Annotated in this window: 12 protein-coding genes and 1 pseudogene; 6 read left to right on the forward strand and 7 right to left on the reverse strand. The window is 73.2% G+C overall.

Annotation, left to right across the window (positions count from 1 at the left end; all coding sequences use genetic code 11):
- Nucleotides 1–381: 381 nt before the first annotated feature.
- Nucleotides 382–3975, reverse strand: a complete 3594-nt coding sequence (gene metH, locus ACWPWV_RS14440; protein ID WP_454043648.1) for a methionine synthase — start codon at nt 3973–3975, stop codon at nt 382–384.
- Between the two features lie 117 nt (nt 3976–4092).
- On the opposite strand from metH, the gene ACWPWV_RS14445 reads away from it, so the two are divergent.
- Nucleotides 4093–5217, forward strand: a complete 1125-nt coding sequence (locus tag ACWPWV_RS14445; RefSeq protein ID WP_454043649.1) for a GNAT family N-acetyltransferase — start codon at nt 4093–4095, stop codon at nt 5215–5217.
- A 15-nt stretch (nt 5218–5232) separates the two neighbouring features.
- Here the strand turns inward: ACWPWV_RS14445 and ypfJ are convergent, their stop codons facing one another.
- A complete protein-coding gene (ypfJ, locus tag ACWPWV_RS14450; protein WP_454043650.1) occupies nt 5233–6138 on the reverse strand; it encodes a KPN_02809 family neutral zinc metallopeptidase in 906 nt (301 codons plus the stop codon).
- A gap of 189 nt (nt 6139–6327) precedes the next feature.
- On the opposite strand from ypfJ, the gene ACWPWV_RS14455 reads away from it, so the two are divergent.
- A complete protein-coding gene (locus ACWPWV_RS14455) occupies nt 6328–7926 on the forward strand; it encodes an ABC-F family ATP-binding cassette domain-containing protein (RefSeq protein ID WP_454043651.1) in 1599 nt (532 codons plus the stop codon).
- On the opposite strand, the gene ACWPWV_RS14460 is transcribed toward ACWPWV_RS14455, so the two are convergent.
- The 3 genes from ACWPWV_RS14460 to ACWPWV_RS14470 are packed head-to-tail and all read right to left on the reverse strand — an operon-like array spanning nt 7899 to nt 9507.
- Nucleotides 7899–8909 carry an SURF1 family cytochrome oxidase biogenesis protein gene (locus ACWPWV_RS14460; RefSeq protein WP_454043652.1) on the reverse strand — a complete coding sequence of 337 codons (1011 nt, stop codon included), beginning with the start codon at nt 8907–8909 and terminating at the stop codon, nt 7899–7901. The two genes, ACWPWV_RS14455 and ACWPWV_RS14460, sit on opposite strands and share 28 nt — an antisense overlap.
- The gene (locus ACWPWV_RS14465; RefSeq protein ID WP_454043653.1) at nt 8906–9154 is read right to left on the reverse strand and encodes a hypothetical protein; all 249 of its coding nucleotides are present in this window, start codon (nt 9152–9154) and stop codon (nt 8906–8908) included. Before ACWPWV_RS14465 ends, ACWPWV_RS14460 begins: the two co-directional genes overlap by 4 nt.
- Nucleotides 9151–9507, reverse strand: coding sequence for a DUF3099 domain-containing protein (locus ACWPWV_RS14470; protein WP_454043654.1), 357 nt, complete (start codon nt 9505–9507; stop codon nt 9151–9153). The genes ACWPWV_RS14465 and ACWPWV_RS14470 overlap by 4 nt, the downstream gene beginning before the upstream one ends.
- 160 nt (nt 9508–9667) lie before the next feature.
- Here ACWPWV_RS14470 and ACWPWV_RS14475 point away from each other — a divergent pair, with 160 nt between their 5' ends.
- The 3 genes from ACWPWV_RS14475 (at nt 9668) to ACWPWV_RS14485 (ending at nt 11812) form a co-directional block, all read left to right on the forward strand.
- Complete coding sequence (locus ACWPWV_RS14475) at nt 9668–10393, forward strand: beta-ketoacyl-ACP reductase (protein ID WP_454043655.1); 726 nt, start codon at nt 9668–9670, stop codon at nt 10391–10393.
- A gap of 109 nt (nt 10394–10502) precedes the next feature.
- Nucleotides 10503–11270 (forward strand): enoyl-ACP reductase FabI, encoded by a 768-nt coding sequence (gene fabI / locus ACWPWV_RS14480; protein ID WP_454043656.1) that lies wholly within the window; start codon nt 10503–10505, stop codon nt 11268–11270.
- Nucleotides 11267–11812, forward strand: a complete 546-nt coding sequence (locus ACWPWV_RS14485) for a SixA phosphatase family protein (protein ID WP_454043657.1) — start codon at nt 11267–11269, stop codon at nt 11810–11812. Before fabI ends, ACWPWV_RS14485 begins: the two co-directional genes overlap by 4 nt.
- Here the strand turns inward: ACWPWV_RS14485 and serB are convergent.
- Together serB and glgC are read right to left on the reverse strand one after the other, a co-directional pair.
- Nucleotides 11784–12482 carry a phosphoserine phosphatase SerB gene (serB, locus tag ACWPWV_RS14490; protein WP_454043658.1) on the reverse strand — a complete coding sequence of 233 codons (699 nt, stop codon included), beginning with the start codon at nt 12480–12482 and terminating at the stop codon, nt 11784–11786. The two genes, ACWPWV_RS14485 and serB, sit on opposite strands and share 29 nt — an antisense overlap.
- 59 nt (nt 12483–12541) lie before the next feature.
- Nucleotides 12542–13786, reverse strand: a pseudogene (gene glgC, locus ACWPWV_RS14495) (glucose-1-phosphate adenylyltransferase).
- Nucleotides 13787–14005: 219 nt separating this feature from the next.
- Here glgC and ACWPWV_RS14500 point away from each other — a divergent pair.
- The gene (locus ACWPWV_RS14500) at nt 14006–15109 is read left to right on the forward strand and encodes a glycosyltransferase (protein ID WP_454043659.1); all 1104 of its coding nucleotides are present in this window, start codon (nt 14006–14008) and stop codon (nt 15107–15109) included.
- The last annotated feature ends 236 nt before the right edge of the window (nt 15110–15345 follow it).

A 15345-nucleotide genomic window follows, 5' to 3' on the forward strand; every position in this document is an offset into this window, starting at 1 on the left:
CGTGCGAGCTGCTCGGGGGCCTTCGTGCGAAGCGGTACAGGCAGTCGCCGCGCCGATGGCCACGCAAGCCTCGCGACTACGACCGGCTTCAAGTCACGCTCCGTGGGATGAACCGGCTGGTGCCGAGGTGAGAACTCTCGCACCGCGCGTGCATCGGCTGCCGACCAGGTACTGCGTCGAGGTTCAAGCATCGCCGCATGTCGCATTTCGTGTCGTCGGCCCCGGGATGGCTCGACTGAGCTCTCCCGGCGACACGTTTACGACACGCCTTGGTACGGTCAGATACGTCCAGCGATGGCTGGATCCGTGACTCACGATCATCACAGCAGGTCACGGCCCCCGAGAGTTGCGTCGACCCGCCAGGACACACCTGGGAGGACGTCAGACGGAGAAGTACTTGGCCTCGGGGTGGTGCAGGACGAACGCGTCGGTCGACTGCTCCGGGTGGAGCTGGAGCTCCGCCGACAGCTCGACCCCGACGCGCTCCGGACGCAGGAGCTCGACGACCTTGGTCCGGTCCTCCATGTCCGGGCACGCGGGGTACCCGAGCGAGAAGCGCGCGCCGCGGTACTCGAGCTTGAACATGTCCTCGACCGCGCTCGGGTCCTCGTCGGCGAATCCCAGCTCCGACCGCACCCGCGCGTGCCACATCTCGGCGAGCGCCTCCGTGAGCTGCACCGAGAGACCGTGCAGCTCCATGTACTCGCGGTAGTGGTTGCCGGCGAACAGCTTGGCGGTGTGCTCGTCGACGCTCGCGCCCATCGTCACGAGCTGCACGGGCAGCACGTCGTACCGGCCGGTCTCCTCGACCCACGACCGCGGCTTGACGAAGTCGGCGAGGCACAGGTGCCGGTCGCGGCGCTGCCGGGGGAACGTGAAGCGCAGGCGCTCGGTCCCCGGCTCGCCGCCCGACCCGCCGTCGGGCGCGCCGATCCCCGCGAGCCCGCCGCCGTGGTGGGCCACGACCACGTCGTCGCCCTCGGACCACACGGGGAAGTACCCGTAGACGACCGACGGGTCGACCATGCCCTCGGTCCGGATCCGGTCGAGCCACTCGTTGAGCCGCGGCCGGCCCTCGGTCTCGACGAGCTCCTCGTACGACGCGCCGTCGTCCCCACGCCCCGGCTTGAGACCCCACTGGCCCATGAACGTCGCGCGCTCGTCGAGGAACGCCGCGTAGTCGGCGAGTCGCACACCCTTGACGAGCCGCGTTCCCCAGAACGGGGGATCGGGCACGGGGTTGTCCGCCGCGACGTCGGACCGTGCGGGCAGGTCCTCGGGCGCGGTCTCGGTCACGGTGACGACCGCGTGCCGGCGCTTCTTCAGCGCGGGCAGCCCGACGGCGTCGGCCGACTCGCCGCGCGCGACGCGCACGAGCGGCTCCATGAGCCGCAGCCCTTCGAACGCGTCGCGCGCGTACCGCACCACGCCGGGGAACTGCCCGGCGAGGTCGTCCTCGACATAGGTCCTGGTCAGGGCGGCGCCCCCGAGCAGCACCGGCCACCGCTCCGCGAGCCCGCGCGAGGCGAGCTCCGCGAGGTTCTCCTTCATGACGACCGTCGACTTCACGAGGAGCCCCGACATGCCGATGACGTCGGCGTCGTGCTGCTCGGCGGCCTCGATCATCGCCGAGATCGGCTGCTTGATGCCGATGTTGACGACCGTGTAGCCGTTGTTCGTGAGGATGATGTCGACGAGGTTCTTGCCGATGTCGTGCACGTCGCCGCGCACGGTCGCGAGCACGATCGTGCCCTTGCTCCCCGTGTCGCCCTCGACGCGCTCCATGTGCGGCTCGAGGTGCGCGACGGCCGTCTTCATCACCTCGGCCGACTGCAGCACGAACGGGAGCTGCATCTCGCCGCGCCCGAACAGGTCGCCGACGACCTTCATGCCCTCGAGCAGGTGGTCGTTGACGATCTCGAGCGCCTTCATGCCGTCGGCCAGGGCGGTGTCGAGGTCGTCCTCGAGGCCTTTGCGCGCGCCGTCGACGATGCGCCGCTCGAGGCGCTCGCCGACGGGCAGCGCGGCGAGCTCGGCCGCACGCTGGTCCTTGAGCGCGGCCGAGTCCACGCCCTCGAAGAGGTCGAGCAGCACCGCCAGCGGGTCGTGCACGAGGTTGCCCTCGTCGTCGTACCGGCGCCGGTCCCACACGAGGTCGAGAGCGGCCTCGCGCTGCTCGTCGGGGATCTGCGCGAGCGGCAGGATCTTCGCCGCGTGCACGATCGCGGAGTCCAGGCCCGCCTCGACGGCCTCGTGGAGGAAGACCGAGTTCAGCACGGTGCGCGCGGCCGGGTTGAGCCCGAACGACACGTTCGACACCCCGAGCGTCGTGTGGATCCCGGGGAAGCGGCGCGTGATCTCGCGGATCGCCTCGATCGTCTCGATCGCGTCGCGGCGCGTCTCCTCCTGCCCGGTCGCGATGGGGAACGTCAGGGCGTCGACGATGATGTCGTCGACCCGCATGCCCCAGTCGCGCGTGAGCGTCTCCACGAGGCGTGTCGCGATCGCGACCTTCGTCTCGGTCGTCCGCGCCTGGCCCTCCTCGTCGATCGTCAGCGCGACGACCGCCGCGCCGTGCTCCACGACGTGCGGCATGACCCGCGCGAACCGCGACGTCGGGCCGTCGCCGTCCTCGAAGTTCACCGAGTTCACGACGGCGCGCCCGCCGACGAGCTCGAGGCCCGCCGCGATGACCTCCGGCTCGGTCGAGTCGACGACGAGCGGGAGGGTCGACGCGCTCGCGAGGCGCGAGACGACCTCGCGCACGTCTGCGACGCCGTCACGGCCCACGTAGTCGATGCACACGTCGAGCAGGTGGGCGCCGTCGCGCGTCTGCGCGCGCGCGATCTCGACGCACTCCTCCCAGTTCTCCGCGAGCATCGCCTCGCGGAACGCCTTGGAGCCGTTCGCGTTCGTCCGCTCGCCGATCGCGAGGACCGACGCGTCCTGGTGCAGGTCCGTGTGCGAGTACAGGCTCGCGACGCCGTTCTCACGCTGGGGGTGCCGCTCGGCCACCGGGCGCCCGCGCACCGCCTCGACCACGCGGCGCAGGTGCTCGGGCGTCGTCCCGCAGCAGCCGCCGACGAGCCCGAGCCCGAACTCCTGCACGAACTGCGTGTGCGCGGCGGCGAGCTCGTCGGGCGTCAGCGGGTACGACGCGCCGTCGGGCCCGAGCACCGGAAGGCCCGCGTTGGGCATGCACGTCACGGGGATCTCCGCGTGGCGCGACAGGTGGCGCAGGTGCTCGCTCATCTCCGCGGGGCCCGTCGCGCAGTTGAGCCCGATCGCGTCGACCTTCAGCGCCTGGAGCGTCGTGAGCGCCGCGCCGATCTCCGAGCCCATGAGCATCGTGCCCGTGGTCTCGACGGTCACCTGGGCGATGACCGGGACCGAGCGCCCGACGTCGCGCATCGCCGCGCGGGACCCGTTCACCGCGGCCTTGGTCTGGAGCAGGTCCTGGCTCGTCTCGACCAGGATGGCGTCCGCGCCACCCTCCAGCAGGCCGGCGGCCTGCTCCGCGAACGTGTCCCGCAGGTGCGCGTACGTCGTGTGCCCCAGGCTGGGCAGCTTCGTGCCCGGTCCCATGGAGCCGAGCACCCAGCGCGGGTGGTCGGGCGTCGTGAAGGCGTCGGCGCGCGCGCGCGCGATCCGTGCGCCGGCCGCCGCGAGCTCGCGGATGCGGTGGTCGATGTCGTAGTCCGACAGGTTGGACCAGTTCGCGCCGAACGTGTTCGTCTCGATCGCGTCGACGCCGACCTCGAGGTACGCGTCGTGCACGGAGCCGATGATGTCCGGACGCGACACGTTGAGGATCTCGTTGCAGCCCTCGAGCCCCTCGTAGTCCTCGAGGCTCGGGTCCTGCGCCTGGATCATCGTGCCCATCGCGCCGTCGGCGACGACGACGCGAGTCCGCAGCGCCTCGGCGAAGGCCCGGGAGCGGGCGTCGGCGATCTCCTGGACGGCAGCAGTCGGCATGGGGGAAGCCTAGACGCCGACCGCGACGGCCCGGAGCGACGTCTCACCCGTGGTGCGCGCGGCGGACGCCGGGAAATGTGCGTGCCCGACGCCGGTCCCTCGCCTAGCGTGGTCCGCATGCCTTCCAGCCCTGCCACGAGCGCGACCGCCGCGCCGCTCGCCCCCCTCGCCGAGCGTGCCGCGGCGCCCGCGGCCCTCCCGCCCGTGACGGCGGGCGACCTGACGTGGCGTCCCGCCGTCGCGGCCGACGCCCCCGCCCTGCTCGCGCTGAAGAACGAGATCGCCGCGAGCGACGCCGAGCCGTACCGCGAGACGCTCGCCGAGGTCGAGGAGCTGTTCACCGCACCGTGGCGCGCGTTCGAGACGGACTCGCTCGTCGGCGTCGACGCCGACGGCACGCTGCGCGCGTACGCCCTCGTCGACACCCACCCCGGCGACACGAACACCGTCCGCGCGTTCCTGTGGGGCGGCGTCCACGCGTCGCACCGCGGTCGCGGCGTCGGCCGCGAGGTGCTCGCCTGGACGCTCGCACGCGGTCGCCAGGTGCTCGCCGCGAGCGGCAAGGAGCTGCCCGCCCGCCTCGCCGTGTACGGCGAGGACACCGACCCTCCGTCGAAGGCCCGGCTCTACGAGCGGTTCGGGCTCGAGGCCCGCCGCTTCTACTCCGACCTGCGCCGCGACCTCGCCGCCCCGGTCCCGGACGTCCCGCTCGACGGGTCGCTGCGCGTCGTGCCGTGGTCCGAGGAGCTGGACGAGGCGACGCGCCTCGCGCACAACGACGCGTTCCGCGACCACTGGGGCAGCGAGCCGCGCACCCCCGAGGCCTGGACGCACGGTCGCAGCGAGTTCGCGCCGCAGTGGTCGTTCCTCGTGGTCGACGACGCACCCGACGTCGACGCGCTCGTGGCCGACCCGCACACCGACCCGGAGACCGCGGCGGCGCTGCGCGCCGGCGCGCCGCTCGTCGTCGGGTACGAGATGGCCGGGCGCTACGACGAGGACTTCCCGGTCCGCGGGTACACGTTCGGCTACACCGAGCTGCTCGGCGTGCGCCGCGCGTACCGCGGGCGCAAGGTCGCCGTGGCGGCGCTCGCGGCGGCCATGCGGGCGATGGAGGCGGACGGGATGCAGTACGCGAGCCTCGACGTCGACACCGAGAACCCGTCGGGCGCCCACGGGCTGTACGCGAGCCTCGGGTACGAGAAGGTCAGCGGCTCGCGGATGTACTCGATCGAGCTCTGACGCCGATCGCGGAGGTCAGAGCGAGGGGGCGTCGAGCGCGTTGCAGTCCTGGACGGTGCCGCCGTCGTAGCCGATCGTGAACCAGCGCTGGCGCTGCTCGCTCGAGCCGTGCGTCCACGCCTCCGGGTTCACCTGACCGGTCGCGGACTCCTGGATGCGGTCGTCGCCGACGGCGGACGCGGCGGAGAGCGCGTCGCGCAGCTGCTGCTCCGTGACGGGCTCGAGGAACGTCACGCCGGTGTCCGGGTCGACCGTCGTCGCGGCGTGCCCGGCCCACATGCCCGCGAGGCAGTCGGCCATGAGCTCGATCCGCACCGAGTCGGACTCCGGGCCGGTGCCGCTGCGGTCGGCCGCCTCCATCGCGCCGACCTGCTGCTCGATGTGGTGGCCGAACTCGTGGGCGACGACGTACATGCGCGCGAGGCCGCCGTCGTTCGCGCCGAAGCGCGACGTGAGGTCGTCGTAGAAGCCCACGTCGATGTACACCGTGCGGTCGCTCGGACAGTAGAACGGCCCGACGGCGCTCGTCGCGGAGCCGCAGCCGGTCGACACCTGGCCGGTGAAGCTCACGACCTCGGGGAGCTCGTACTGGACTCCGGCCTGGGCGGGCAGGGCCTCGCCCCAGTACGCGTCGAGCGCCTGCGCGGTCGCGCTGAGCTCGCACTCGAGGTCGGTGTTGGCCTGCTCGGCGGTGCAGTCCCCGACGGCCTGCGCCTGCCCCTCGCCTAGCGCGTCCGACCCTCCGCCGTCCTCGCCGGTCAGCCCGCCGAGGTCGATGCCCGTCTGACCGCTGAAGAACGCGATGGCGAGCGCGACGAGCACGGCGCCGATCCCGCCGCCCGCGATCATCGGTCCGCGGCCTCCGCCGCCACCCTTGCGGACCCGTCCGCCCTCGAACGAGCCACCCTCCTGGAACGTCACGAGCACAACGTACCGCCGAGGCCGTCGGCAGGCCCCCGGACGGGCAGTCCGGTGGACCGACCGCCCGGCCCGTAGAATCGACCCGGCCCACCGCGGGCCGGTCCCACCCTCCGACGGCCCTGCGCCTGTCCCGAGGCCGAGGCGACCGGCCGCCGTCGGGCACCACGAACCACCCGAGAGGACCCTCCCGTGATCACCGCCCACGGCGTCGAGCTGCGTGTCGGCGCCCGTGTCCTGCTGCACGAGGCCACGTTCCAGATCGCCTCCGGCGACCGGATCGGCCTCGTCGGGCGCAACGGCGCCGGCAAGACGACCCTGACCAAGACGCTCGCGGGGGAGACCCAGCCGACGGCGGGGAAGATCACGCGCGGCGGCGACATCGGCTACCTCCCGCAGGACCCGCGCACGGGCGACCTCGAGGTCGTCGCGCTGGACCGCGTGCTCTCGGCCCGCAACCTCGACTCGATCGTCCGCCAGATGCGCGAGACGGAGGGCGCCATGGCGAGCGCCGACGTCGAGACGCACGAGGCCGCGATGGAGCGCTACCCGAGGCTCGAGGCGCGCTTCCAGGCCGCGGGCGGCTACGCCGCGGAGAGCGAGGCGCACCGCATCACGAACAACCTCGGCCTCGACGACCGCGTGCTCGCGCAGCCGCTCAACACGCTGTCGGGCGGGCAGCGCCGCCGCGTCGAGCTCGCGCGCATCCTGTTCTCCGGCGTCGAGACGCTGCTCCTCGACGAGCCGACGAACCACCTCGACGCCGACTCGATCATCTGGCTGCGCGACTACCTCAAGGCGTACTCCGGCGGCTTCGTCGTCATCTCGCACGACACGGAGCTCCTGCGCGCGACCGTCAACAAGGTGTTCCACCTGGACGCCAACCGCGGCGAGCTCGACCAGTACAACCTCGGCTGGGACGCCTACCTCGCGCAGCGCGAGTCGGACGAGCGCCGGCGTCGCCGCGAGCGGCAGAACGCCGAGAAGAAGGCCGGGGTGCTGCAGGCCCAGGGCGAGAAGATGCGCGCGAAGGCCAGCAAGGCCGTGGCCGCGCAGAACATGATGCGGCGCGCGGAGAAGCTGCTCGCCGGCATCGAGGGGGAGCGCCAGTCCGACAAGGTCGCCAAGCTGCGCTTCCCGAAGCCCGCCCCGTGCGGGCGCACGCCCCTCACCGCGTCGGGCCTGTCCAAGGCGTACGGGTCGCAGGAGGTCTTCGCGGGCGTCGACCTGGCGATCGACCGGGGGAGCCGCGTCGTCGTGCTCGGGCTCAACGGCGCGGGCAAGACGACGCTCCTGCGCATCCTCGGCGGCGTCGAGAAGCCGGACACGGGCGAGGTGCACCCCGGGCACGGCCTGAAGATCGGCTACTACGCCCAGGAGCACGACACGCTCGACATGGACGTGACCGTCGTGGAGAACCTGCGCCACGCCGCGCCGGACCTCACCGACACCGAGGTCCGCTCGACGCTCGGCTCGTTCCTGTTCTCCGGGGACGACGCGGACAAGCCGACCAGCGTGCTGTCCGGCGGCGAGAAGACGCGGCTCGCCCTGGCGACGCTCGTCGTGTCGTCCGCGAACGTGCTGCTGCTCGACGAGCCCACGAACAACCTCGACCCCGCGTCGCGCGCGGAGATCCTCGGCGCGCTCAAGACGTACGAGGGTGCCGTCGTCATGGTCACCCACGACGACGGCGCGGTCGAGGCGCTCGAGCCGGAGCGCGTCCTGCTGCTGCCCGACGGCGACGAGGACCTCTGGAACGACGGCTACGCGGAGCTGGTCTCGCTCGCCTGACGCGCGGCGTCGAGCTGGGCGTCGACGAGCGCGTCCTCCTCGTCCTCCGCCGTGGGGCGCCGGGTGCGTGCGTCGCGGCGGTCGCGCGCGGCGCCCGGTTCGTCGGCGGCGAGGAGGTCGCCCGCGGTCAGCGTGGTCTCCTCGCCGCGCGCGTCGCGCCGGTCCCGGCGCACGAGCAGCCAGAACCCGATGACGGCGCCGAGCGCGAACACCGCCCACTGGAACGCGTACGACAGGTGCGACCCGGGGTCCGTGTCCGGCTTCGGCAGGGCCTGGAGCGGCTCGGCCGGCGCCGGGTCCTCCGACCGCAGCTGCCCGTACGCGCCCACCGTCCGGCCGTCGGCCCACGCCGCGCCGTCGGGCCCGGCGGCGAGCACCTGGTCGGTCGAGATCGCCTGCACCTGCCCGGCGGGCGCGTCCCGGCCCGACGGCGGCTCGTCGGCCCGCAGCGTGACGGTCGCCCGGACCTCGCCCTCCGGTGGGGCGGGCAGGTCGCCGGGCGTCACCGCGTCGGTGCCGAGCGGCACGAAGCCGCGGTCCACGACGACCACGAGCCCTTCGGGCGCGCCCGGGGCCGGCTCGGTGACGAACGGCACGAGGACGTGGAACCCGGGCGAGCCCCCGACCGGGCGGTTGCGCAGCAGGACCGCGCCGTCTGTCGCGTACCGGCCCTCGAGGGTCACGGGCCGCCACACGTCGGCCTCGTCGAGCGGCGCGCCGGGCGACGGCAGGAGCTCGGCCACGGGGACCGGGTCGGACACGTAGTTCGCCTCGATCTGCTGGATCTCCGCGTCGCGCGCGACGTACCGGTTCCACTGCCAGCGCCCCGCGAGGAGGCACAGCGCGACGAGCACCACGACGCCGACGGCGAGCGTCACCCACTGCCGCGGCGTGCGCGGCTGGTGCGCGTCCGCTGTGGCGCGCTGCGGCGTCGGGCCCGGGGCGGCGGGAGCCGCACCCGGGTCGGTCGGCGCTGCGGTCACGGTGCCGACCGGCGCTCGAGGTCGTCGACGGGAACCGTCGACCGCCAGAACGAGCGCGCGCCGAGGAAGGTCTCCAGGTGCTCCCGGTGCGCGTCGCACGCGAGCCACACCTTGCGCCGCTCAGGCGTGTGGATCTTGGGGTTGTTCCACAGCAGGCCCCACGCGGCGCTCTCGCGGCAGCCCTTGGCGCTGCACACGAGCTCCTCGTCGCCGACCGGGTCGGCGAGGCCGAGCACGTCCGTCATCGCTCGCCCCCGGAGGTCGGGCCGGGACCGAGGCCGTGCCCGCCCGGCACCTCTCCCGGCGGCAGCACGCGGTGCTCCATCGGAGAGGTCTCGTAGTGGACCTGGTCGCGACCGGCGTTGGCGCCGAGGACGGCGATGTACGGCAGCACGACGGCCGCGACCGCCAGGATCAGCGTGAGCCACGGCAGGACGTTCCACACGGCGACCGCCGCGACGAGGCACACGACGCGGATCCCCATCTGGACGAGGTACCGGCGCGTGCGGCGCGCCTGGTCCTCGGCCAGCGGCTCGGGGGCGGCCGTGATGCTCGGGACGGGCTCCGGGGACCGTCCGCCCGCACGTCGTGTGCTCACGGACCCAGTCTACGTTTGTGCGTACCCCACAAAGCGTCGCGAGGACGTGTGAGGGTCTGCGCGCGCACCGTCGTGGGCCCACGGGGTAGGTTCGGTCCGGTGCCGAGCGCCTGCCGACGCGGGCGCGCACCTCCCCGCCGTCGCCACCGAGGAGACCCACGTGTCCGATGTCACCAATCCTGCCCCGCGCACCGTCGTCGTCACCGGCGCCGCCCGCGGGATCGGCCGGGCCATCGCCGAGCGGTTCGTGGCCGACGGCGACCGCGTCGCCACGGTGTACCGCGGCGGGGACCTGCCGGAGGGTGTCTTCGGTGCCGTCGCCGACATCACGGACTCGGCCGCGGTCGACGCCGCGTTCACCGAGATCGAGAACGAGCTCGGGCCGGTCGAGGTGCTCGTCGCGAACGCCGGCGTGACGCGCGACCAGCTCCTCCTGCGCATGACCGACGAGGACTTCGAGTCGGTCGTCGACGTCAACCTCACGGGGACCTTCCGCTGCGTGCGGCGCGTCACGAAGGGCATGATCCGCCAGCGCCGCGGGCGCATCGTCCTCGTCTCGTCCGTCATCGGCCTGTACGGCGGCGCCGGCCAGGTCAACTACTCCTCGTCGAAGGCCGCGCTCGTCGGCATGGCGCGCTCGATCACGCGCGAGCTCGGGTCGCGCGGCATCACGGCGAACGTCGTCGCGCCGGGCTTCATCGACACCGCGATGACCGCCGAGCTGCCGGAGGACCGCCAGGCCGCCTACAAGGCGGCGATCCCCGCCGGGCGGTTCGCCCAGCCGGAGGAGGTCGCGGGCGTCGTCCGCTTCCTCGCGTCCGACGACGCCGCGTACGTGTCCGGGGCCGTGGTCCCCGTCGACGGCGGCCTCGGCATGGGCCACTGACGCCCTCGCCACCCGACGTCCGGGCGTCCCGCGCCGCCCGCGTCCTGCTCTCTTTCAGTACGCTCGCCCCAGCGCGCCCGTCCACCGGGCGCACGACGGAAGGAAACCGATGGGTCTGCTCGACGGCAAGAAGCTCCTGGTGACCGGGGTCCTCACGGACTCCTCGATCGCGTTCCACGCGGCGCGGCTCGCCCAGGAGGAGGGAGCGCAGGTGGTGCTCTCCTCGTTCGGCCGCCAGATGAAGCTCACGCAGGCGTTCGCCAAGCGCCTGCCCGCCGAGGCACCCGTCGTCCAGCTCGACGTCACGGACCAGTCGGACCTCGACGGCCTCGCCGACGCGGTGCGCGAGCACGTCGACGTCCTCGACGGCGTCGTGCACTCGATCGGCTTCGCCCCGCAGTCCGTCATGGGCGGCAACTTCCTCTCCGCCACGTGGGAGGACGTCGCGACCGCGCTCCAGGTGTCCACGTTCTCCTACAAGTCGCTCGCGACGGCGGCCAAGCCGCTCATGACGAACGGCGGCGCGCTCGTGGGCCTGACGTTCGACGCGCAGTTCGCCTGGCCCGTGTACGACTGGATGGGCGTGGCGAAGGCCGGTCTCGAGTCCGCCAACCGCTACCTCGCGCGCGACCTCGGCCCCGACGGCATCCGCGCCAACCTCGTGTCCGCCGGCCCGATCCGCACGACGGCCGCCAAGTCGATCCCCGGCTTCGCGACGATGGAGGACGCCTGGCCGACGCGTGCCCCGCTCGGGTGGGACCAGACCACGGCCGAGCCGGCCGCGCGTGCCGTCGTCGCCCTCCTCTCCGACTGGTTCCCGGCGACGACCGGCGAGATCGTGCACGTCGACGGCGGCGTGCACGCCATGGGTCAGTGAGGCAGGTGACCGAGGAGGCCGGGAACGGGGGCGCGCGGCGGCTCGTCCTCCTGCGCCACGCCAAGGCCGAGCGGGCGGGTGCCGTCGACGACGTCCTGCGCCCCCTGCGCCTGGACGGGCGCCGCCAGGCCGGCCGCGTCGGCGCCGCGCTGCGCGAGGGCGGCCTCGTGCCCGACCGCGTGCTGTGCTCGTCCGCGCTCCGCACGCGCCAGACCTGGGACCTCCTCGCGGCGCACCTCGGTGACGTCCGACCGGACGTGACCGTCACCGACGCGCTCTACGTCGCGGACGTCGCGGACGTCCTCGAGCTGCTCCGGCAGACCGACCCGCGGGTGCGCACGCTGCTCGTCGTGGGTCACGAGCCCACGATGGCCGCCACGGCGTCCTACCTCGCGGACCCCGCGTCCGACGGCGGGGCGCTCGCCCAGGTGCGCGTCGGCGTGCCCACCGCGACCTACAGCGTCCTGGAGTCCGACGCCGCCTGGCAGGACTGGCGTCCGGGTGGCGCGCTGCTCACGTACGTGGGGCGCCCCTCGGCCTGAGCGACGGGCGACCCGCCGCCGCGTCCGCACGGTCGACGACGTCCAGCACGGCGTCGAGGCGGGGCCCGTCCACGCTGTAGGGCGCCTGCTCGCGCACGACCGGCTTGGCGGCGAACGCGATCCCCACACCGGCCGCGGCGATCATGTCGAGGTCGTTCGCGCCGTCGCCGACGGCGATCGTGTCCGCGACGGGTACGCCCGTGCGTGCGGCCAGCTCGAGCAGCGTGGCGGCCTTGGCGGCCCGGTCGACGACCGGGCCCACCGTGCGACCCGTCAGGCGGCCGTCCGAGACCTCCAGCCGGTTCGCGCGGAACAGCGTGATGCCGAGCTCCGTGGCGAGCGGCGCCACGATCTCCTCGAAGCCGCCCGACACGAGCCCGACCTCCCAGCCGCGGCGTCGCGCCTCCGCGACGAGCTCCGCCGCGCCCGGTGTGAAGGTGGCGCGGTCGCGGACGTCCGCGAACGCCCCGACGGGGACGCCCGCGAGCGTGGCGACGCGCTCGCGCAGCGACGCGGCGAAGTCGATCTCGCCGCGCATGGCGCGCTCGGTGACCGCCGCGACCTGCTCGCGCGTCCCGGCGTGGTCGGCGAGAAGCTCGATGACCTCCTGCTCGATGAGCGTCGAGTCGACGTCCATGACGAGCAGCCGGGCGGGGCGGGTGGGCGTCACGGCGCGTCCGTCCTGTTCGTGGTCCTGTCCCTGACCCTGGTCGACGGCGGTGGAGGCCGTCACTCGACGACCGTGCCCTTGGGCACGACGGTGATGCCGGACTCCGTGACCGTGAAGCCGCGCGCGCGGTCCTGCTCCGGGTCGAGCCCGATGCGCGCCTGCTCCTGGACGACGACGTTCTTGTCGATGATGGCGCGGTGCACCTGGGCGTGCCGGTGCACCTGGACGCCGTCCATGAGGACCGAGTCCGACACGGACGACCACGAGTGCAGGTACGTCCCGGGCGACAGGACCGAGCCGACGGCCGTCGCGCCCGAGATGATGACGCCGGGGGAGACGAGCGAGTCCGCCGCGTGCCCGAGGCGACCCCGCCCGGCGTGCACGAACTTCGCAGGGGGAAGACCCACGTAGCCCGTGTGCAGCGGCCACTCCTCGTTGTAGAGGTTGAACACGGGCGTCCGCGATCGATCAGGTCCTTGTTCGCGTCGTAGTACGAGTCGATCGTCCCGACGTCCCGCCAGTAGTCGCGGTCGCGGTCGGTCGAGCCGGGGACGTCGTTGCGGATGAAGTCGTAGACCGCCGCCGTGCCCTTCTCGACGAACGCCGGGACGATGTCCCCGCCCATGTCGTGGCGCGAACCGGCGTTCGCGGCGTCGGACGTCACCGCCTCGACGAGCGCGTCGGTGTCGATGACGTAGTTGCCCATCGACGCCAGGATCTCCTTCGGCGAGTCGGGCAGCCCGACCGGGTCCGTCGGCTTCTCCCGGAAGGCGGCGATCTTCGTGGGGTCCTTCGCGTCCGTCTCGATGACGCCGAACTGGTCCGCCATGCCGATCGGCTGGCGGATGCCCGCGACGGTGAGCCTGCGCGCCCGACTCGACGTGCGCGTCGACCATCTGGGAGAAGTCCATGCGGTAGACGTGGTCGGCGCCGACCACGACGACGATGTCGGGGCGCTCGTCGTCGATGATGTTCAGGCACTGGTAGATCGCGTCGGCGCTGCCGAGGTACCAGTGCTTGCCGACCCGCTGCTGCGCGGGGACCGGCGCCACGTAGTTGCCCAGCAGGGCCGACATGCGCCACGTCTTCGTGATGTGCCGGTCCAGGCTGTGCGACTTGTACTGCGTCAGCACGACGATCTTCAGGTAGTGCGAGTTCACGAGGTTCGACAGGGCGAAGTCGACCAGGCGGTAGATGCCGCCGAACGGCACGGCAGGCTTGGCCCGCGACTCCGTGAGGGGCATGAGGCGCTTGCCCTCGCCCCCGGCGAGGACGATGGCGAGGACTCGGGGTGCGGCGGCCATGCCCAGACGGTAGTCCCTCGGGCCGTGGCCTCGCAGCCGGGGGCCGGATCCTGGGCGACGGGCGCGCGGCCGGTCCCGTGGCGCGCGCGCCCCGTGCACTAGCGTGTGGCGCGTGAGAGTCGACCTGCTGACCCGCGAGTACCCGCCGCACGTCTACGGGGGCGCCGGCGTCCACGTGGCGGAGCCTGTCCGCCGTCCTGCGGCGCCACGTCGACGTGCGTGTGCGCTGCTTCGACGGACCGCGCTCCGAGGAGGGCGTCACGGGGTACTCCGTGCCGGGCGTCCTCTCCGCCGCCAACGCCGCGCTCGGGACGTTCGGGGTCGACCTCGAGATGGCCGGGGACGTCGCCGGCGCCGACCTCGTCCACTCCCACACCTGGTACGCCAACCTCGGGGGTCACCTGGCGGGGCTCCTGCACGGCGTGCCGCACGTGCTCTCCGCTCACTCGCTCGAGCCGCTGCGCCCGTGGAAGGCCGAGCAGGCTCGGCGGCGGGTACGCGCTGTCGTCGTGGGCCGAGCGCACCGCCTACGAGGGCGCCGCGGGCGTCATCGCCGTCTCGGCGGGCATGCGCGACGACATCCTGCGCGTGTACCCGCAGGTCGACCCCGCGAAGGTCCACGTCGTCCACAACGGGATCGACCTGGAGGGGTGGCGCCGGCCCGAGGGCGAGGCCGACCGCGTGGTCGCGGACCGCGTCGTCCGGGACCTCGGCATCGACCCCGAGCGCCCCGCCGTCGTCTTCGTCGGGCGGATCACGCGGCAGAAGGGCCTGCCGTACCTGCGCGCGCGCGCGCGCGCGCTGCCCGAGGTCCAGGTCCGTCGTGCTGTGCGCGGGCGCCCCCGACACCCCGAGATCGCCGCCGAGGTCAGCGGCGCCGTCGAGGTGCTGCAGTCCGAGCGCACGGGCGTCGTGTGGATCGAGCAGATGCTGCCCCGCGCCGAGCTCGTCGCCGTCCTCGCCGCGTCGACGGTGTTCGTGTGCCCGTCGGTCTACGAGCCGCTCGGCATCGTCAACCTCGAGGCGATGGCCGTGGGGCTGCCCGTCGTGGGGACCGCGACCGGCGGCATCCCGGAGGTCGTCGACGACGGCGTGACGGGCCTCCTCGTCCCGATCGACCAGGCGGACGACGGGACGGGCACCCCGCTCGACCCCGACCGCTTCGTCGCCGACCTCGCCGACGCCCTCACGCAGGCCTGGCCACCGACCCCGCGCGCGCCGCCGAGATGGGACGCGCGGCGCGCGCGCGTCGAGGAGCACTTCGCGTGGGCGATCGGCGAGCGCACGCTCGAGGTCTACCGGACGGTGCTGGGACAGTCCTGACGCACGCAGGTTCGCCAGGGGTGGTGCGGGCGACGTGGTCGGGCCGGGTGGCCGGGGCGGGTCACGTGCTCGGGCTGCCACGGAGATGAAGACGTCAGAATGTATATTGTTTTTTTTTTTTCAAGGAAAAAGGGGGAATCCGAATGAGGGGCCCGTCTCGTGGGCTCGGAGTTGTGTATAAGAAACGGCTGCCCCCCTCCGCCCGCCCCCCGCCCCGGCCGCCGTCGTCCCGCCTC

Source organism: Cellulosimicrobium sp. Marseille-Q8652, assembly GCF_965112045.1.